At 65.6% G+C, this 17,645-nt stretch carries 15 protein-coding genes, 4 tRNA genes and 1 pseudogene; 9 read left to right on the top strand and 11 right to left on the bottom strand.

The features are described from left to right. The first annotated feature begins 28 nt into the window (after positions 1–28). The 5 genes from B4F51_RS08870 (at position 29) to B4F51_RS08850 (ending at position 3,649) form a co-directional block, all read left to right on the top strand. A complete protein-coding gene (locus B4F51_RS08870) occupies positions 29–1,108 on the top strand; it encodes a hypothetical protein (RefSeq protein ID WP_296224835.1) in 1,080 nt (359 codons plus the stop codon). A 6-nt stretch (positions 1,109–1,114) separates the two neighbouring features. Further along, the gene (recJ, locus tag B4F51_RS08865; protein WP_296224833.1) at positions 1,115–2,809 is read left to right on the top strand and encodes a single-stranded-DNA-specific exonuclease RecJ; all 1,695 of its coding nucleotides are present in this window, start codon (positions 1,115–1,117) and stop codon (positions 2,807–2,809) included. Between the two features lie 170 nt (positions 2,810–2,979). Beyond that, complete coding sequence (gene fdxA, locus B4F51_RS08860; protein ID WP_296224831.1) at positions 2,980–3,306, top strand: ferredoxin FdxA; 327 nt, start codon at positions 2,980–2,982, stop codon at positions 3,304–3,306. A gap of 90 nt (positions 3,307–3,396) precedes the next feature. Further along, a tRNA-Asn gene (locus B4F51_RS08855) sits at positions 3,397–3,472 on the top strand. A gap of 86 nt (positions 3,473–3,558) precedes the next feature. Continuing rightward, positions 3,559–3,649, top strand: a tRNA-Leu gene (locus B4F51_RS08850). Positions 3,650–3,678: 29 nt separating this feature from the next. Here the strand turns inward: B4F51_RS08850 and B4F51_RS08845 are convergent. Then, a complete protein-coding gene (locus B4F51_RS08845) occupies positions 3,679–4,416 on the bottom strand; it encodes a DUF899 domain-containing protein (protein WP_296224828.1) in 738 nt (245 codons plus the stop codon). 161 nt (positions 4,417–4,577) lie between these two features. Continuing rightward, positions 4,578–5,681 carry a YeiH family protein gene (locus B4F51_RS08840; RefSeq protein WP_296224826.1) on the bottom strand — a complete coding sequence of 368 codons (1,104 nt, stop codon included), beginning with the start codon at positions 5,679–5,681 and terminating at the stop codon, positions 4,578–4,580. A 92-nt stretch (positions 5,682–5,773) separates the two neighbouring features. Between B4F51_RS08840 and B4F51_RS08835 the strand changes: the two genes are divergently transcribed. Continuing rightward, positions 5,774–6,718: a LysR family transcriptional regulator gene (locus tag B4F51_RS08835; RefSeq protein ID WP_296224824.1), complete on the top strand. Its 945-nt coding sequence runs from the start codon at positions 5,774–5,776 to the stop codon at positions 6,716–6,718. Between the two features lie 15 nt (positions 6,719–6,733). Continuing rightward, positions 6,734–6,809: transfer RNA gene (locus B4F51_RS08830), tRNA-Lys, on the top strand. A 271-nt stretch (positions 6,810–7,080) separates the two neighbouring features. On the opposite strand, the pseudogene B4F51_RS08825 reads toward B4F51_RS08830, so the two are convergent. Further along, a pseudogene (locus B4F51_RS08825) lies at positions 7,081–7,942 on the bottom strand (aldose 1-epimerase). Between the two features lie 32 nt (positions 7,943–7,974). On the opposite strand from B4F51_RS08825, the gene B4F51_RS08820 reads away from it, so the two are divergent. After that, positions 7,975–8,646, top strand: a complete 672-nt coding sequence (locus tag B4F51_RS08820) for a FadR/GntR family transcriptional regulator (RefSeq protein WP_296224821.1) — start codon at positions 7,975–7,977, stop codon at positions 8,644–8,646. A gap of 328 nt (positions 8,647–8,974) precedes the next feature. On the opposite strand, the gene B4F51_RS08815 is transcribed toward B4F51_RS08820, so the two are convergent. The 7 genes from B4F51_RS08815 to B4F51_RS08785 all read right to left on the bottom strand — a co-directional run bounded on the left by B4F51_RS08815 (position 8,975) and on the right by B4F51_RS08785 (position 16,827). Beyond that, positions 8,975–9,223, bottom strand: coding sequence for a GlsB/YeaQ/YmgE family stress response membrane protein (locus tag B4F51_RS08815; protein ID WP_296224819.1), 249 nt, complete (start codon positions 9,221–9,223; stop codon positions 8,975–8,977). A 40-nt stretch (positions 9,224–9,263) separates the two neighbouring features. After that, complete coding sequence (locus tag B4F51_RS08810; protein WP_296224818.1) at positions 9,264–9,971, bottom strand: response regulator transcription factor; 708 nt, start codon at positions 9,969–9,971, stop codon at positions 9,264–9,266. A 32-nt stretch (positions 9,972–10,003) separates the two neighbouring features. Next, positions 10,004–10,204: a hypothetical protein gene (locus B4F51_RS08805; protein WP_296224816.1), complete on the bottom strand. Its 201-nt coding sequence runs from the start codon at positions 10,202–10,204 to the stop codon at positions 10,004–10,006. A gap of 225 nt (positions 10,205–10,429) precedes the next feature. Then, positions 10,430–12,802 carry a CHASE2 domain-containing protein gene (locus tag B4F51_RS08800; RefSeq protein WP_296224814.1) on the bottom strand — a complete coding sequence of 791 codons (2,373 nt, stop codon included), beginning with the start codon at positions 12,800–12,802 and terminating at the stop codon, positions 10,430–10,432. Further along, positions 12,771–14,477: a FecR domain-containing protein gene (locus B4F51_RS08795; protein ID WP_296224812.1), complete on the bottom strand. Its 1,707-nt coding sequence runs from the start codon at positions 14,475–14,477 to the stop codon at positions 12,771–12,773. Before B4F51_RS08795 ends, B4F51_RS08800 begins: the two co-directional genes overlap by 32 nt. Then, entirely contained in the window at positions 14,461–15,174 is a 714-nt protein-coding gene (locus B4F51_RS08790; protein WP_296224810.1) for a response regulator transcription factor, read from the bottom strand. Before B4F51_RS08790 ends, B4F51_RS08795 begins: the two co-directional genes overlap by 17 nt. Positions 15,175–15,615: 441 nt before the next feature. Then, positions 15,616–16,827 carry an MFS transporter gene (locus B4F51_RS08785; protein WP_414706722.1) on the bottom strand — a complete coding sequence of 404 codons (1,212 nt, stop codon included), beginning with the start codon at positions 16,825–16,827 and terminating at the stop codon, positions 15,616–15,618. A 102-nt stretch (positions 16,828–16,929) separates the two neighbouring features. Between B4F51_RS08785 and B4F51_RS08780 the strand changes: the two genes are divergently transcribed. After that, positions 16,930–17,391: a winged helix-turn-helix transcriptional regulator gene (locus tag B4F51_RS08780; RefSeq protein ID WP_296224809.1), complete on the top strand. Its 462-nt coding sequence runs from the start codon at positions 16,930–16,932 to the stop codon at positions 17,389–17,391. Positions 17,392–17,445: 54 nt separating this feature from the next. Here B4F51_RS08780 and B4F51_RS08775 read toward each other — a convergent pair. Continuing rightward, positions 17,446–17,519: transfer RNA gene (locus B4F51_RS08775), tRNA-Cys, on the bottom strand. Positions 17,520–17,645 lie beyond the last annotated feature (126 nt).

Below are 17,645 nucleotides of genomic sequence, written 5' to 3'. Positions count from 1 at the left end.
GCAGCCGGAAGTTTACAATCTCGTCGCCATGATCCCTGAACTGACCCTGATTGTCCCGTTTTGCGCGCCCGCTGCCGAGGTGGCGGACGACGCTTACCGTCAATTGACCTTGCCGGGCCTGGAAAGGTTGCTTGCCCGCGCCCGCGAAGCAGCGCGCGAGCGCCACGACGACGCCTACCTGCCCACGCTGCCGCACGAGCGCTGGTTGGCGGCGCACGCCGGGCTGCCGATTTCTCCGCTGCCTTCCGCCCCCTACATGCGCCTGGCCGACGGCGGCACAGCCGATACGCGCACCTGGGCTTGCCTGCAGCCGGTACACATCCACGCCGCGCGCGACCACCTGGTGATGCTCGATCCGGCCCAGCTTCGGCTGGAAGCGGCCGACGCGGATGCGCTGCGCGCGGCCATCGCCCCGCTGTTGGCCGACACGCAATTCACGCTGGATGCCCCGCAGGCGGCCCGCTGGTATATCGCCGATGCCCCTTTCGGCGACCTGATCGCCGCCGCCCCGCAGCGCGCCACCGGCCACAACATCGACATCTGGATGCACAAGGGCGAGCAGGAACGCACGTGGCGCAAGTTCCAGAACGAGATCCAGATGACGTGGTACGACCACCCCGTCAACCAGGCCCGCGAGGCGCGCGGCCTGCTGCCGGTCAACTCGGTCTGGCTGTTCGGTCAGGGCGCGCTGCTCGACACCCGCCCGATTGCCGAACGCATGATCGGCGCCGATCCATTCTTCGCGGGCCTGTGCCGTGCAGCCAACGCCACCAAACTGTGCGCCGAGACGCTCGCCGCCGTGCCAGCTGACGGTACCAGCGCTGCCGTGCTGCTGGACGCGGCCAGCGCACCTTATCTCTCGGCCAACTGGTACGACTGGATCGAAACCCTGCGCGCCTACGACCGCGACTGGTTCAGCCCCGCCGCCGACGCACTGGCCGATGGCCGCATCGACGCCGTCTCGCTCGTGCTGACCGGCGATTCGCACTACGCCCACTACCGCGTTACGCGCCGCGAACTGGCCAACGGGCCGCTCGGCTGGCTACGCCGCTTCAGTCGTGCTCGCACCCTGCGCGATGCGCTGTCCCCGCTTTCGATGTCCGCCTGATTCCGCATGACCCGCATCGCTGTCCGCTCGCATTCCCCCGAGGCCGCCAACACGCTGGCCGGCCATGGCATCCACCCGGTCCTGGCCCGCATTCTGGCCGCGCGCGGCGTCGCCCGGCCCGCCGAACTCTCGACCGAACTGGCCGACCTGCTACCGCCCGCGCAGCTCAAGGGCATCGACGACGCGGCGCGCTACCTGGCAGATGCCATCGCCGCCGGCAAACGCCTGCTCATCATCGCTGACTACGACTGCGACGGCGCCACCGCGTGTGCCGTCGGCGTGCGCGGGTTGCGCATGCTGGGCGCGCAGGTGAGCTACATCGTCCCGAATCGCTTCGAATACGGCTACGGCCTGTCGCCCGAGATCGTGGCGCTGGCTGCGCGTGAGAAGCCGGACGTGCTGGTCACGGTCGACAACGGCATCGCCGACGTGGCGGGCGTAGCGGCGGCCAATGCGCTGGGCATCGACGTGGTCGTCACCGATCACCACATGCCGGGCGCGCAGTTGCCCGAGGCACGCGTGATCGTCAACCCGAACCAGCCGGGCTGCGGCTTCCCAAGCAAGAACCTGGCGGGCGTGGGGGTGATGTTCTACGTGCTGCTGGCGCTGCGGGCCGAGCTGCGCAACCGGGGCGCGTTTACGCAGCAGGATCAGCCGCGCCTCGATGCGCTGCTCGATCTGGTCGCGCTGGGCACAGTGGCCGACGTGGTCAAACTCGATGTCAACAACCGCCTGCTGGTAGCGCAAGGGCTCAGGCGCATGCGCGCGGGGCGGATGTGCCCGGGCATCGCCGCACTCTTCCGCGTGGCCGGGCGCGAGGCGAGGCGCGCATCAACGTTCGATCTCGGCTTCGGCCTCGGCCCGCGCCTGAACGCCGCCGGTCGCCTGGCCGACATGTCGCTCGGCATCGAATGCCTGCTCACGGATGACTACGACCGCGCCATGGCCATCGCCGCAGAACTCGACGGCATGAACCGCGAGCGCCGCGAGATCGAAGCCGGTATGCAGCAGGAAGCGCTTGCCATCCTCGACAGCATGAATGCCCTGGACGGCGCTGGCCGCCACACCATCGCTGTCTACAACGAGACATGGCACCAGGGCGTGATCGGCATCGTCGCATCGCGCATCAAGGACAAGTTCCATCGCCCCGTCTTCACCTTTGCGCCCGGCGATGATGGCGTGATCAAAGGCTCGGGCCGTTCGATTCCCGGCTTCCACCTGCGTGACGCGCTAGACGCCGTGCACAAACGCCGCCCGGGGCTGATCGTCAAGTTCGGCGGCCACGCGATGGCGGCTGGCCTCACACTGCGCGAAGACGGCTTCGACGATTTCGTTGCCACCTTCGAGGCCGTCGGCCGCGAATGGCTAAACGAGGCGCTGCTCTCCCGCGTGCTGGAAACCGACGGCGAGGCCGACCCCGAGTGCTTCACGCCGCAGTTCGTCGAGCTGCTCGAAACCCAGGTCTGGGGCCAGGGCTTTCCGGCGCCGAGCTTCTGCGGCGAGTTCGACGTGCTGTCGCAGGCCGTGCTCAAGGACAAGCACCTGAAGCTCAAGCTCGGCCGTGGCAAGCAGCACTTCGACGCCATCTGGTTCAACCACGCCGAACCGCTCGGCGCCTCGGCCTATGTGGCTTACCGGCTCGATAACAACACCTTCAACGGCATCACGCGCGTGCAGATGGTGATCGAGCATGCGCAATAACGCCCCGACCAAACCTTGAGCCAACGCATAAACACATGCCAAAACTGTCTGACGGCGCGCGGATGACGCAGCCGTCAGGCACGGCCGGTGCGTTACAATGCGGGCTTGTCGGCATGGCACCCGCCATGACCGCGCACCCCACGAATTCCTAGCTTCAATTTCCAAGTGAAATGACTCACGTCGTTACCGAAAGCTGTGTCCGCTGCAAGTACACCGACTGCGTGGACGTCTGCCCCGTCGACTGCTTCCGCGAAGGCCCGAACTTCCTGACGATTGATCCGGATGAGTGCATCGACTGCGCGGTGTGCGTAGCCGAGTGCCCGGTCAACGCCATCTACGCCGAGGAAGACGTGCCCGCCGATCAGCAGAAGTGGATCGCCATCAATGCCGATCTGGCACAGGCCGGCTGGCCGTCCATCACCAAGACCAAGCAACCCCTGCCCGACGCCGACGACTGGAAGGACGTGAAGGACAAGGAACAGTACCTGGAACGGTGATGTCCGAACTTTTTCACCGTCACCGCAAAAAAGGTATTGACGGAGAAAAAGGAAACTAGTTAGAATTCATTTCTTCGCTGTTGCAGCGATTCCCCGATAGCTCAGTCGGTAGAGCGCCGGACTGTTAATCCGTAGGTCCCTGGTTCGAGCCCAGGTCGGGGAGCCAAAAAACAAAACGCCTCGCTTCGTGCGGGGCGTTTCCATTTGTAGCGCCGATGCGTGTATTGTCTGCACCGGTCTGCAGCCTGATGTGCCCGAGTGGTGAAATTGGTAGACACCGCGGACTTAAAATCCGCTGCGCCCTCACCGGCGCGTGCCGGTTCGATCCCGGCCTCGGGCACCACCCCCCCTCCTCTTCTTCCCTTCCCTGCTTTACGACGCGCGGCACGCGCGCCTGCTCGACGGTGCGTCTTCGTATTCGTCATGACGGCGCACCCATGACATTGGCCCGGTTTCGTTCCGACCAAGCGGCGCACGGTCGAGCAGCAGCAGCGTGCCGACCATGTCTTCCAGCCCGCGCGCATACGTCGAATACGTGTGGAACACGTTGCCGGCTTCGTCCTTGTAGAACGCGCTCATGCCGGGCAGTTCGTCGTGTGCGTCTTCTCTGGGCGTGGCCGTGTAGTTGTAGTCGACGGCGCCGCTGGCAAGCTCCTCGGGCGAGAAGCTCACGCCATAGTCGTGGTTGAACGTGGTGCCGAACGATGACACCCACGGAAACTGCCAGCCCATGCACTGCTTGTAGGTGGTGATTTCCGCCATCGGCGCGCGCGAGACGGCAACGAGCGTCACGTCATGGTGATTGAGGTGCGGCAGCATTCCACCCAGATGATCCGACAGGAACGAGCAGCCAGGGCAGCCCGCTTCCCAGCCCGGCCCCAACATGAAGTGATAGACGATCAACTGACTGCGGCCGTCGAACAGTTCGGCCAGCGTCTTCTTGCCGTCCAGCGTATCGAAAATGTACTGCGTATCGACCTTCACCCAGGGTAACGCTTGGCGCTCCGCGTTGATCGCATCACGCAGGTGGATCGCCTCTTTCTCTCTGGCCAGCAACGCGCGGCGCTGGACCAGCCATTCGTCTCTTGAAACAACAGAATGCGGTTGCATGATCGCCCCTCTTATCCACGCCATGGGTCTTCATACTAGGCCGCCCACCGCAGATGAGAAGCAGATAAAAAAACGCGGCGCGCAAGCCGCACACCAGATACGACTTGCGCGCCATCAGAGCGCCTGAGCGGTCTTAGGAGGACCGCCCGAGAGCGTGGAGATCAGCCCACCAGCCAACGCACTCCAGCGTTGAGGACCGCACCGCCGCCCACCAACCCGACCCACAGCACCGCCGCGCACAACAGCGGGCGCACGCCAGACTTCAGGAGCATCGGCACATGTGTCTGCGTGCCGATAGCGAACATCGCGCAGGCCAACATGGCGGTATCGATGGCGTCGATCGGGGCATGCCATGCGGCTGGAATGGCACCTGCGGAATTCAGCAGCGTTACGCCGAGCAGGCCCACGGCAAACCAGGGCATGGCCTTCCAGGCATGACCTGCGGCCTTGCGCAGCGCACCTTCACGCGAGCCGGTATTCGATGCGTCGCCCTCCGTCGGCGCGGTGCAGGCAAGCACCACCAGCAGCGGCGCCAGCGCCAGCACACGCACCATCTTGCTGACGACCGCCGCGTTGGTTGCGTCATCGCCCAGCGGACGCGCAGCGGCAATCACCTGCGCCACCTCGTGCATCGTCGAGCCGATATAGACACCGAAGTGCTCCGGCGAGACGGCCATGCCGGCATGCGTGACCAGCGTGTAGAGCCACGGATACAGGAAGATGCCCATCGTGCCAAACAGCACCACGCTGGCAATCGCCACTGCCGTTTCGCGTGGCGAGGCCTTGACCGCGGGCGCCACGGCCAGCACCGCAGCCGCGCCGCACACGGCACTGCCCGCCGCCACCAACACCGCCTGCGAACGCACGAGGCCGAACCAGCGCGTGCCGATCCAGGTACCGGCCAGCATGGTCGCTGCCAGCACCAGCAGCGGAATCGCCACGCCGGAGGCACCGAGATCGTGGATCTGCGCCAGCGTCAGCCTCGCGCCATAGAGAATCACGCCGGCACGCAACAGCGTGTGCCGCGCAAACTGGATCGCGCCAGGGGTCAGCCAACGCTCGCGCCCCGGCACATGCCCCACCGCCATGCCCAGCAGGATGGCCAGCGTCAGTGCGCTCAAGCCCAGGCGCCCCGCCCAGCTCATCCCGCCGAGCACCACGGACAGGCCCGCAAACCCGAACAGCACACCCACGCTGACCAGCGTCCGGCCGTCAAACCCTGCCGCCACGCCCTGCGGAGCCAGTTGTTTCTGTGCAATTGTCATCACATCCGCCTTGCTTATTCGCTATACGCATAACGATATGCGGCGCGTGATAACATGTAAAATGGGTAATTTTTCTAAGAATGACCAGTTTTATGGATAATAAAGCCCCTCGCGCCACCTTGCGACAATGGGCCGTCTTTGCTGCCGTCGCCCAGAGCGAGACGACCATCGCCGCCGGAGAACAGCTTGGCCTTTCGCAATCGGCGGTGAGCGCGGCGCTGGCAGAACTGGAGTCAACGCTCAGCCATCCGCTGTTCGACCGGCACGCACGGCGCCTGCACCTGAATGCGCTTGGCCGGCAACTGCTGCCGCAGGCACAGGCCCTGCTCGACCATGCCGATGCGTTGGAGCACGCCACGCAACAAGCCAACGTGCGGTTGAAGCTGGCGGCCAGCAGCACGATCGGCAACTACGTCTTGCCCGCCCTGCTTGCCGACTTCCGCAAGCAGATCGCGCCGGACAGCCAGCTCGACGTACTGATCGGCAATACGCAGGACGTGGTCGACGCGGTGCAGCGTTTCGAGGTGGACATCGGCCTGATCGAAGGCACCTGTCGCGGCGAAGCGCTGGAGATCGAAACCTGGATCGACGATGAGATGGTGATCGTCGCCGCGCCGGGGCATCCGCTCGCGCAGGGGGCGGTCTCGCACGCGGCGCTGCGCGAAGCCGGATGGTTGATGCGCGAGCCCGGCTCCGGCACGCGCGAACTGATCGACAGCCGCATCGCCTCGGTGGTGGGTCCACTGCACGTGGCGCTCGAACTCGGACACTCGGAGGCCATCCAGCGCACGGTGGCGGCCGGCTATGGCATCAGTTGCCTGTCGCGCCACGTGGTGGCCGACGCTCTGCGTGCCGGCCGGCTGGTCGAGGTGCAAAGCGGCCTGCCGCGCATTGCCCGGCCGCTGCTGATCGTGCGCCACCGCGACAAGCATCCCACGCACGGCCTCACGCAGTTCATCGACGCGCTGCACAGTCACGCAGGCAATTCGAAAAAAATCGCACAAAGGACTAGCGCGATCAGAAAAAGGTTGATATAGTCTCATTTCTTCGCGGGGGCGTTAGCTCAGTTGGTAGAGCAGCGGACTCTTAATCCGTAGGTCGAGTGTTCGAGTCACTCACGCCCCACCAGATCTCGCAAAGGCCCGACAGGAAACTGTCGGGCCTTTGTCTTTTCTGCGGTTTGCGCACGCCCGCTCGTGGCAGCCTGTTCCTCAGCCTATTGCCCGCCTATTCCCAGATCACCGATCTGCTTCAGTGCCGCCCATGTCTGGGCGAGCGGCAAGTGCCGCTGCACGATGGCGCAGCGGAGATACCCCGGCGTCCGCAACCGCAAGGTCGTCGGCCCTCGGCGACAAAGCGCTCCGCCGCGAAATAGTGATCGGTGGTCAGACAGTAGGGCTCAGATCGGCACGTTGATACGCAATTGCATGCGCAAACGCAGGGTCTCGCCGGGCAACAGGACTCGCAGCCCGGTGCCGTCCCACCCCTGCCCAGCCAGATTGACCGCGTCGGCCACATGCGAAACCGGCTCCAGGCAGAAATACGATTGGCCGCGCGGTGCATGCAGGATGAAATGATCGAGCGGCTCCTCTGCGCTCAACGTGAGCGTCGCGCCATCTTCGCGTGACACGACCGTGCGCTGTCGCCAATCGCTGTAGTAGACGCTAAGGGCGTCATTCGGCAAGGCGCGCGCACTGCGAAAGTCTTCGCGCACCGTGATCGGCTCGCGCCGGATGGCGACCTCGCCGGCATCGGTCGGCCACATCATTGCAGCCTCGAATTGCACGCGCATGCCGGGCGTGCGGACGAAGTACGGATGGAAACCACCGCCGGCAGGCATCCCGTTGTCGCCATCGTTGCGCAGGGTCAGTTCCGCATCGAGCCCATCGGGCGTCAGCACGAAGCGTTGCGTCGCAAAGAATGGCCAAGGCCAGCCCTCCGCCACAGGCACGTAGCGCAGACTGAGCACGGCCTCGTTTTCGAACAGATGATCAAGTTGCCAGGCTCGCGCATGCGCCACGCCATGCATGGCGTGTGGCCTGCCCCGGATGGGGCGCCAGGCGGATTTCACGCCCGCCCCACAGGAAGCGCCCGTCGCGGATGCGGTTGGAGAATGGCAGCAGCGGATAGCAGCCGGCCTTGGGCCACGCCAGCCCATTGAAGCCGTCGTGCAGGCAGGCGGCAGGCGCGACGTCCATCATCAACACCCCGGCACGCAAGGTGTGCACCGGGCCCGGAGCAAGCCACGTCTCGAGCGTCATCAGAACATCAGAACGAATGGCGGATACCGACCATGCCCACGAACTGGCTGCGCCCGGGCGATAAGTTGCCGACGGAATCCGCCCTGATGGAGGCACTCGGCGTCAGCCGCACAGTGGTGCGCGAAGCCATTTCGCGCCTGCAAGCCAAGGGGCTCATCGAGACGCGCCACGGCATCGGCAGCTTCGTGCTGCCGCCACGCGCCGACAACAGCATCCCCCTGGGCGACGCCTCCACGCTGCACGACATCCTGTCGATGCTGGAGTTGCGCGTGGCTATCGAAACAGAATGCGCCGGGCTGGCGGCCCAACGCATCACTCCCAGCCACCTGGAGGCCCTGCGCACGGCGCTCGATGCCATTGAGCAGGATCAGGTTGCCGGCAACGACAGCGCTACCGCCGACCTGCAATTCCATCTGAGCATTGCGCGCGCCACCGGCAACGAACACTTCGTCAACGCCCTGGCCCAGCTCGGCAAGACGCTGATCCCCCGCAGCCGGATCGGATCAGCACAAGTCGGCCACCTGAACACGCCGGAATCCCGCGCCACGGTCAACCGCGAGCATCACAGCATCTTCGAGGCCATCTCGCGCAAAGACCCCGAAGCCGCCCGCGTCGCGATGCGCATGCACCTGTCGAACAGCCGCGAGCGGCTGCGGCGCGCGCACGAGGCCGCCCGCACGCCAACGGCGGAATTCTCAGCCTGACCCAGATACCAATTCGACAGGCTTCAAAGCATTCAAGTTGTACGATGTCTGTTAGCGTGCAGCCATACGTGATTGCCGCGCACCGGACATCGTTGATAAAGATTTGCATTCTTCCTCCGCCTGCCACGTAACCTGATCAAGCACCGACCCCTCGTGGGTGCGCTTCGGTCGCGGAAGAGAGAGCCGCGGCCTTCTTGGCCCTGATGCTGCCGTCCCGAGTATCAGGGCGTTTTCTTTCTGTGGGCAGCCGCTCGATCCCCGCCTCCCAGCTTCGGTGGCCAACAAAAAAGCCCCGACTCGCGGGGCCTCGTGTCGTGGAGCGACGCTCTCAGCGTTCGCGCCGCATCAGGTGATAGCTGGTCAGCAAGATGACCGCACCGACCACCGCGCCGATGAATCCCGCCGACTGGCCCGGCTGATACCAGCGCAGCAACTGCCCGAGAAACGTGGCCGCCAGCGCGCCGGCAATGCCGAGCAAGGTGGTGAGAATGAAGCCGCTGGGGCCGCGTCCGGGCGTGATCCAGCGGGCAACGAGACCTGCCAGGAAACCGATGAGTACGGCGAAGATCAGGTGCATGGCGTCGTTACGGGGTTGGAGAAAGAATCGGCGTCGGATGTCAGCGAGCGGCCACGCTTTCCATGACGCGCTCCAGGCAGAAGCCCTGCCCGTAGATCGCGCGCAGGCGCAAGCCGTTCTCGGCACCCAGCAACAGCTTCTTGCGCAGACGCGAGACGTGCGTGTCCAGCGTGCGCGAATACGGGCTGAGCTCGCGGCCCCACAGCGCCAACTCGATATCGGCGCGCGACAGGATGCGCCCCGCGTTGGCGAACAGCAGTAGCGCCAGTTCGAACTCGCGCGCATGCACCGACACCGACGTATCGCGCAGTCGGACGGAGCGGTTCTGCCGGTCGATCGTATAGGGCCCCAGGTGAATCTCGGAAGCACGCACGGCGCGACTGACGGCGAAGCGGCGGATCAGCGCATCCAACCGCGCGAGCAGCTCGGGCGGACGGATCTCACCCTGGAAGCACAGATCGGCGCCGTGATTGAGCGCATCGGCGGTTTCGGCATCGGCCTGGCCGTCGGCAAGGTAGACGATCGCCATGCCGGGCCCCATGCGCTCGCGCACAGCGCGCACCAGCGACAGGCCGGGCATGTCATGAGCTTGAGAACCCACCATGAGCACGTTGATGCCTTGCAGGTCGATCGCCTCGAACACCTGGCGGGAGAGAAACAGCGGCACGCATTCGAAGCGCGAGGGCTGCAGCGCGGAGTGGATCGCCTGCTGGCGAGCGGAGTGGGTGTCGATCAAGCCGATTTTCATAACTCGGTCTCGTGGAGAGCGTTGCGACGCGATTAAGCCGTGGCGTGATGACCGCTGCGCGCACCAACTGAATCAGTGCCCTCGCCGCCCGGAATGGGTAAATGCCGACCGGCCTGCCAGACTCGCGCGTCCTGCAGCGGACTCCCGTCGCCGCGCAGGGCTTGGTACAGTTGCGTGCGAATGCGTTCGTAGTCGCATTCGCCCAGCGCATCGGTTGCGGTCTTGCTCAACATACGTGGCGTCTCGGGTGATCGGTATTGCCTGGGATTCATCTGCCTGTGCTCCCGGTTCTCGCCCGGTAGCCGCCTTCTCTCGACCGGGCGTGTCACCCGGGTACGTTGTGCCGATCGGCCAATCAACTGTAGAGCCACCAGACTGGCCGATTGCAAACGATTGAAAAAGACATGGCAGAGGCCGCGCCGTGCGCGCGGTTGCCTGCGGTGCTCGCCAACCGATGATCAGGCGTCGTGGTGAATCGGCCCGCGCGGCAGCCAGACTGTGAAGGTTGAGCCCAACCCCGGCGCGCTCTGCACGGCAATGCGCCCGCCGTGCCTCTCAACCGCGGTCTTCACGAAAACGAGGCCGAGGCCGCTACCGGCCGGCGCGTTGGCTCCGTCCTCGTGCATACGATGGAACGGCTGGAACAGGCGCGGCTGGTCAGCCAGCGCGATGCCCGCCCCCTGGTCAGCCACAGCCACCGTGAGCATCGCTTCGTCAATGCCGACCGACACCGTTACCACCGAGCCAGCGGCGCTGAACTTGATGGCGTTGTTGAGCAGGTTCACCAGCGCACGCACCAGCAGGCGCGGATCACCGCGGACGGGCGCCTCGATGTCGGCGGCTACGCGCACCTCCACGTGGTGCTGGTTCGCCAGGGCCCACACCTCATCGGCCGCATCGAGCACCAGGCCGACCAGATCCACGTCCACCAGCTTGAGCGTTTGTGATTCAGCGCGTGCCAGGTCGATGAAGGCGTCGGCCAGCTCCAGCGTGCGTGACGAGAGCTGCTCGATGCGCGAGAGCAGCGTCTCGTGATCGAGCGCGCGCGAGGCATCGCGCTGCAGCTCGATGAGCGCGAGGATGGCGCTCTGCGGCGAGCGCATGTCGTGCGAGATGAAGCGCAGCGCTTCTTCGCGGTGGCGCTCGGCCTGCCGCACCGGGGTGATGTCGGCAAAGCTGACGATGATGTCGATGGGCCGGCCCGTGTCGTCACGCAAGGCGGCGGCGTGCATCAGCATCGAGCGACCGTCGTGCGTGCCCAGTTCGACGGGCTCCAGCTTGGTATCCGGCTCCGCCAGCCAGCGCTCCAAATAATGTTCGCCAGCAGCCGGATCGGAAAAGACACGCGCCAGCAGGCTCGGCAGATCGCGCAACGCAGCAGCGCGATTCTGGCCCGGCGTGCTCGATTGGCCAACGAGCCCTGCGCTGCGGCCGTTGGCCAGGCGAATGGCGCCGTCGGGTGCGCAGATGACGGTCGCATCTGGCAAGCTCTCCAGCGCATCGGCCAGGAAGCGGCGCAGCCCCCGCAGCTTGTCGATGAGCGAGGCCACGGCATCCATGTGCGCACCCAGCGTGCGGCCCGTACGGGCCAGTGGCGCAGTGTCGGTCAGCACGCCGGGCTCACGCGCGAGGCGATACAGCTCGTCGCGCAGGAAATGCAAAGCCGCTTCCTGCTGGCGCCAACTCCATAGCGGATACAGCACCAGCGGCCCGACCAGCGCCGCAAATGGCGGCAACCAGCGGTTGCCGAACACCAGCATGCCGATCACGCCAACGAGAAGCGCCGCCGCGCTCGCCAACGCCGCGGCAAGGGCCATGCGCGGCGTGAGCCTGCGCACGGCCCATGCGGTCATCAGCAACGGCAGCAGCGTCACCGCCCAGAACACAGCCGGCGACACCGGCAGAATGGCGCTGCCGTCGAGCACCGTCTGCGTGGCATTGGCCAGTACCTCCACGCCGCTCATCGTGCGCGAAGTGGGCGTCGCAAAAATATCCGACACACCCGAAGCGGTGGCCCCGATCAGCACCAGCTTGCCGGCAAACACATCCGCCGCCACGCGACCGTTGAGCACATCCACGGCTGGCACGTGGCGGAATGTACCGGCCGGCCCCGCAAAGTTCAGCCGGACATGCGCCTGCCGCGTCCAGCCGTCGGCATCGGCTTCCGTGTCGCGTTCCGCGTCACGCATTGCCGGCATCGCGACCGGAGGTTGCGCAGCCAGCCGCGCGAGTTGCACAGCCAGATGGTCGAGCACATGCGCGCGCGGCCCTTCGGCCAGATACACGCCGCGCACGACGCTGTCTTCGTCTGGAGCGGCGTTGATATGCGCGATGGCGGCGTCGATGCCGAGAAACGGATAGTGATAGACGCGTCCCTGTTCCGTGCGCTCCGGCAGCGCCGGCAGGATGACGTGCCCGGCCTGCGCAATGGCCGTGGTCAGCGCGCGGTCGCCCTCCGGATAGGCAAGGTCGGGCTCCATGAGCAGGATATCGACGCCGATGCCGCGCGGCCGTGCGGCCCCGACGCGCCCGATCAGATCCGCCAGGCGGCTGCGCGGCCAGGGCCAGCGGCCCGCCGCATCAAGGCTCTGGTCGTCGATGGCGACGATGACGATGTCCTCACGCGGCGCATGGCCGTGCAGCGTGATCGCGGTGTCGTACAGCGCCGCATCCAGCCGCGAGACCACGCTCCAGCGCACGGCACCGACTGTCAGCAGCGCTGCCAGCACAACCAGCACGCCCCACTCCACCAGTGAGCGCAACCCCGGGCGCCGCCGCGCCGGACTGGCGAGCGTTGAGTCAGCGGGGGCTGGCGCGGCCGGACCAGTCATTGAGCAGAAGATTGCCGCCGCCGCTCTGCACAGGGCTGCGCGACGAATCGCCGACAAAAGCGCCGATGTCGATGCGCTGCGGCTTGGCGTAGACAACCGACGCCGCATCGCCCAGATCCACTCCCGTGCGGATGTAGTACACGCCTGCCGGCGGCTGCGGGATCGTGGCTTGGCTGCCGTCGCTCACGATGTCGGCGATCGGCTTGGCGAAGGTCCGTTCAGCCGCAAGCTGCACGCGCGTGCGCGCGCCGGATACTGTCAGTTCGGGAGCCAGCGCGGGCCAGTGGGCGTGCAGCATGCCGTCGTCTCCAGCATCGATGGAGGCCAACGGCGCGGCATCGAGCGGGATATCAAGCGCACGGAAGCGCAGCGCGTCGCTCCACGGACCGGTCTTACCGTCCTCAGCCACCGAACGCACACGCCACCACCAGGTGCCGGCGCCCAACGGTTTGGCCACGCGCACATCCTGCCCACGCTGCAGGATGGCCGGAGACGTGAAGGTTTCTGTGTCGGCCACTTCCATGTCATAACGGCGCACATCGGACACGGCCGCCCAGGCGAACGCCACCTCACCGCTGCGATACGTCTTGCCGCTTGCAGGTTGGATCGTGTACGGCGCCTCCGGGTGCAGGCGCACTGTAAAGGGCCGCGTGGCCGATACGCTGGTCAGGCCGAGCGCGTCGATACTCTGCACGATCAGTGTGTAGTCGCCATCCTCGTCACCGCACAACGTGGCGCCAGGCGTCTTGCTCGATTGATACGCGCCCAGTTCGGTCAACGCGGCATCGCGTGCTATGGCCGATCGATAGGCCACCGCCCCCTTGACCGGTTGCCATGTTGCCCGGAAGCACGGCGTCTGCACGAGTTCCGGAATTGCATTCAACTTGGGCGAGGGCGGCAGCGCTGCACGCTTGATGCGGCCACCGGATGCCTGCACGCCAAACCCGGCCTTGACCGATTGCGTCTGGCGGCCGGCTCTTGCGACCACCTCGCCTTCGAGCACGGAACTCGTCGATGCCGACTCGCTTGCCTGCACACGGAAGCGCGTGCCCCGCACGCCCGTCACGAGTGCCGGGGTGGAGATTTCGTAGCGACCCACACCGCTCTTCCTGGGCGAGACATTCGACTCGGCTTCACCCTGCTTCACATGCACACGCACATCGATGAGCCCTGCACGTGCAAAGGCCCGCACACGCGCAAGCGTCACGCGGCTGCCCGGCGGCACGGTCACGCGCGTGCCATCATCAAAGGCGAGCGTGGCGGCGCCCTTGTCGCCGGTCTCGATCTGCGCGTCTTCTGCCAGCTTCATGCCGGCCTGCAGCGGCTTGTGGTCGGCGGTAGCGGCATCGCGTGCAAACACGACCTGCGCTGTCGCCGGCACCTCCGGAATGCGATCGAATGGAACGCGCAGAACCGAACCCGGCTGCAAGCGGTACGGATTGGCCACGTGATTGCGCTGCTGCAGCAGGCGCCAGCCTTCGACGCTATCCATGTAACGGTCTGCCAGGGAGATCAGCGTATCGCCCGGCTGCACTCGGTAGAGGAAATCGGTGCCGTCGGCACCCGAAGGCTGGGCCACGGCGGCCTGCCAGCCCCCCCCGAAAACGACAAGCGCGCCGACAACCGCGGCGCGCCCGAGCCCATCGCGCCGCAGCGCATCAACCTGCTTCGTCATCTTCTTGCGTCGTTTCGAGCCGATAGCCATGCGAATAGACCGAGACCAGTCGCACACCGTTCTTCTGGTTGAGATCAAGCTTGAGCCGCAGCTTGGAGATATGCGTGGCCAGCGTGCGCGAATCCGGGCCGATGCTGCGCCCCCAGACCGCCTGTTCGATCAGCTCACGCGGCACCAGCTTGCCGATGTTGCGGAACAGGTACAGCCCCAGGTCAAACTCGCGCGGCGACAGCTCAACCTGTGAGCCATTGAGCGTCAGCACGCGCCCGATCGGGTCCACCACATACGGGCCTACGCGGATGCGCTCAAGCGATTCGCTCGTGCGCGGTGCCGCGCGGCGCAGCAGCGCACCCACGCGCGCCACCAGCTCGGCGCGCCGCACCGGCTTGATGATGTAATCGTCCGCGCCGGCAGCCAGCCCGCGCACCACATCATCTTCGAGCGAACGGTTGGTCAGGAACAGCACCGGCAGCGCCGGGCCGACCGTCTGCCGCACCCAGCTCACAAGCTGGATGCCGCTAATGTCGGGCAACTGCCAATCAAGCAGCAGCAGGTCGAAGGTTCGATCCCGCAGCGCCTTGACGAAGGCATCACCGCTACTGAAACACTCGCATTCGTATCCGGACGAAACCAGGATCTCTCGAATCAATTCTGATTGCGCCTGATTGTCTTCCACCGAGGCAATTCGTATCGCCATCTGGACTGCCCTTTCCCCGTTCCGGGTCCGGCCGCTTCACCAGCACCGCCCCTCGCTGCATGGGATGCCGGCTCGCTCCCTTTGTCGTTGTGATCTGGGTCCCGGACCGGTGCATCGCTGTTCGACCCACCTGCCACCTCCGGCGCGGCACCGACTCCCGCGCAAGACCTTACCCAGGCCATCAGTACGCATTACATACCGACTTGAGCCCAAGCCATCCTAAAAGGCCGCCCCTGTCATATTGCAAACAATTGTGAAAACCTAAGCGCAGCGTCGGGTTTTGTATCCTTCTATCATTTTTCATTGCGCCATTACAAGGCGCACCTGCCTGAAAGTATAGGACCCGATCTTTCGGGCAGCAGGCCGCCGCGCTGACATTAACCTCGAATTCGCGCCAGCCAAGGGGAACCCCTAATGCCCTGGGACCGCTCGGCGATATGCTCACGCCGCGGTCACCGCCCAGAACCCCAACGCCACCAGGCTGATAGCAGCCCCCAAGGCACACACGCCCAGCCACCCAGCCCACGCATAGACCGCCGTCGACGCCATCGCCCCGAGCCCGCTGCCCGCCGCATAGAACAGCATGTACGCGCCGACCAGCCTGCTGTGCGCCTCCGGATGTAAGCGAAAGATCAGGCTCTGGTTGAGCACGTGAACAGCCTGCCCACCCAGATCCAGCAGGATCACGCCGGCAACGAGCCAGCCCAGATGCCGCAAGCCCAGCCCCAGCGGCACCCAGGCCGTCAGCAGCAGCCCGAGCGCGACGCCCGTGGCCACCTGCGCCCATCCGCGATCGGCCAGATGCCCCGCGCGCGCTGCCGCCAACGCGCCGACCGCTCCCACCAATCCGAAGGCGCCGATGCCTGCCGGCGAGAACGCGTATGGCGGCGCGCTCAAGGCCAGTGCCAGCGCACTCCAGAACACGCTGAACGCCGCGAACATCAGCAGGCCAATCAGGCCGCGCACCTGCAACACCCGCTCGGTCAGCAGGAGTTGCCACATCGAACGCAGCAGCATGGCGTAACGCATGGGCGCCGATGCCACAGGCAGTGCTGGCAACCACCGCCACAGCGCGATCAACATCACCGCTGACAACCCGGCGGATGCGGCATAGACAGCCCGCCAGCCCGAAACACCCGCAATCAGGCCGGCCACAGCACGCGCCAGCAGCAGGCCGATCACCACACCGCCCTGCACCGCGCCCACCACCCGCCCACGCTCCGTCGCCGGTGCCAGCGCGCCCGAACAGGCAATCAGCCCTTGCGTCATTGCCGTGCCCAGCAGACCGACGCACAGCATGCCCAGCAGCAACGGCCAGCGGGTCTGTGCAAGGCTCACCGCCAGCAGCGTTGCCGCCAACAGCACAAGTTGAGCAAGCAGCAACGGCTTGCGCGGCCAACGGTCTCCCAGCGGCACGACCAGCGCCAACGCCAGCGCGCACCCCGCCTGCGTCGCGCCGACGATACCGCCGGCCCATGCCGTGCTCAGCGCAAAGTCACGGGCCATAGCGTCGAGCAGCGGCTGGGCAAAGTAGACGTTGGCCACGCTGGCCGCCGCACAGACCGCCAGCATCGCGACCGGCGCGCGCGGCAAGACGAAAGAAGAGGCAACGCCTGCGACCGGCGAATTGGCGGCAAGAGGATCTGCAGACATCCCAAACTCATCCAGTTTCAAATTAAAACCAGATGAGTCTAGGCAGACTTGTTTTATCATGCAACCACTTGATCGAAACGGCCATTCGCCGCCGATACCGCCATGGTCCAACGCAAACGCTTCGACGACTCCACCTGCCCCGTCGCCCGCGCGCTCGACGTGATCGGCGACCGCTGGATGCTACTGGTCGTGCGCGACGCCTTCGACGGCCTGCGCCGCTTCAGCGAGTTCCAGAAAAGCACTGGCGCTGCGCGCAATATCCTGGCGGATCGGCTGCGCCTGCTGGTCGAGCATGGCGTCTTTACCGTGGCGCCGGCCTCTGACGGCACGGCGTACCAGGAATACGTACTGACGCCCAAAGGCGAGCAGTTGTTTCCTTTGGTGGTGGGCTTACGCCAATGGGGGGAGGCGCATCTGTTCGCACGCGGCGAAAAACACTCGGTGCTGGTCGACAGGCAGACCGAACAGCCGCTCGCGCCGATGCGGCCAATGGCTTGCGACGGGCGTGCCGTACAAGCCACTGAAACGAAAGTGAGAAAGGTGCCGACCAAAGCGCGCGGATAGGCGCCGCGCCAACGAAAAAGCCCCGAACCAGTCGGGGCTTTTTTTAATGCATTCTGGAGGCGGAGGCCGGAATCGAACCGGCGTACACGGCTTTGCAGGCCGCTGCATAACCACTTTGCTACCCCGCCAGGGGTTCAACACCGCATTGTAGCGATTCGTGACGAATCGCGTGCATCCACCACACTGCGCCGTGCCGATAAAGAAAAAGGGAAGCGTGGCTTCCCTTCGGGATTGGAGCGGGAAACGAGGCTCGA

Source organism: Ralstonia sp. UBA689 (assembly GCF_002298975.1).
Lineage (GTDB): Bacteria > Pseudomonadota > Gammaproteobacteria > Burkholderiales > Burkholderiaceae > Ralstonia.
The sequence above is the reverse complement of the archived record's forward strand: the minus strand, read 5'-3'. Positions and strand labels throughout refer to the sequence as shown.

Bases quoted from the DNA above. Each gene is read 5' to 3' on its own strand.
- B4F51_RS08870 (WP_296224835.1), top strand. From the start codon at position 29: ATGATCCCTGAACTGACCCTGATTGTCCCGTTTTGCGCGCCCGCTGCC.
- recJ (WP_296224833.1), top strand. From the start codon at position 1,115: ATGACCCGCATCGCTGTCCGCTCGCATTCCCCCGAGGCCGCCAACACG.
- fdxA (WP_296224831.1), top strand. From the start codon at position 2,980: ATGACTCACGTCGTTACCGAAAGCTGTGTCCGCTGCAAGTACACCGAC.
- B4F51_RS08845 (WP_296224828.1), bottom strand. From the start codon at position 4,416: ATGCAACCGCATTCTGTTGTTTCAAGAGACGAATGGCTGGTCCAGCGC.
- B4F51_RS08840 (WP_296224826.1), bottom strand. From the start codon at position 5,681: ATGACAATTGCACAGAAACAACTGGCTCCGCAGGGCGTGGCGGCAGGG.
- B4F51_RS08835 (WP_296224824.1), top strand. From the start codon at position 5,774: ATGGATAATAAAGCCCCTCGCGCCACCTTGCGACAATGGGCCGTCTTT.
- B4F51_RS08820 (WP_296224821.1), top strand. From the start codon at position 7,975: ATGCCCACGAACTGGCTGCGCCCGGGCGATAAGTTGCCGACGGAATCC.
- B4F51_RS08815 (WP_296224819.1), bottom strand. From the start codon at position 9,223: ATGCACCTGATCTTCGCCGTACTCATCGGTTTCCTGGCAGGTCTCGTT.
- B4F51_RS08810 (WP_296224818.1), bottom strand. From the start codon at position 9,971: ATGAAAATCGGCTTGATCGACACCCACTCCGCTCGCCAGCAGGCGATC.
- B4F51_RS08805 (WP_296224816.1), bottom strand. From the start codon at position 10,204: ATGTTGAGCAAGACCGCAACCGATGCGCTGGGCGAATGCGACTACGAA.
- B4F51_RS08800 (WP_296224814.1), bottom strand. From the start codon at position 12,802: ATGACTGGTCCGGCCGCGCCAGCCCCCGCTGACTCAACGCTCGCCAGT.
- B4F51_RS08795 (WP_296224812.1), bottom strand. From the start codon at position 14,477: ATGACGAAGCAGGTTGATGCGCTGCGGCGCGATGGGCTCGGGCGCGCC.
- B4F51_RS08790 (WP_296224810.1), bottom strand. From the start codon at position 15,174: ATGGCGATACGAATTGCCTCGGTGGAAGACAATCAGGCGCAATCAGAA.
- B4F51_RS08785 (WP_414706722.1), bottom strand. From the start codon at position 16,827: ATGTCTGCAGATCCTCTTGCCGCCAATTCGCCGGTCGCAGGCGTTGCC.
- B4F51_RS08780 (WP_296224809.1), top strand. From the start codon at position 16,930: ATGGTCCAACGCAAACGCTTCGACGACTCCACCTGCCCCGTCGCCCGC.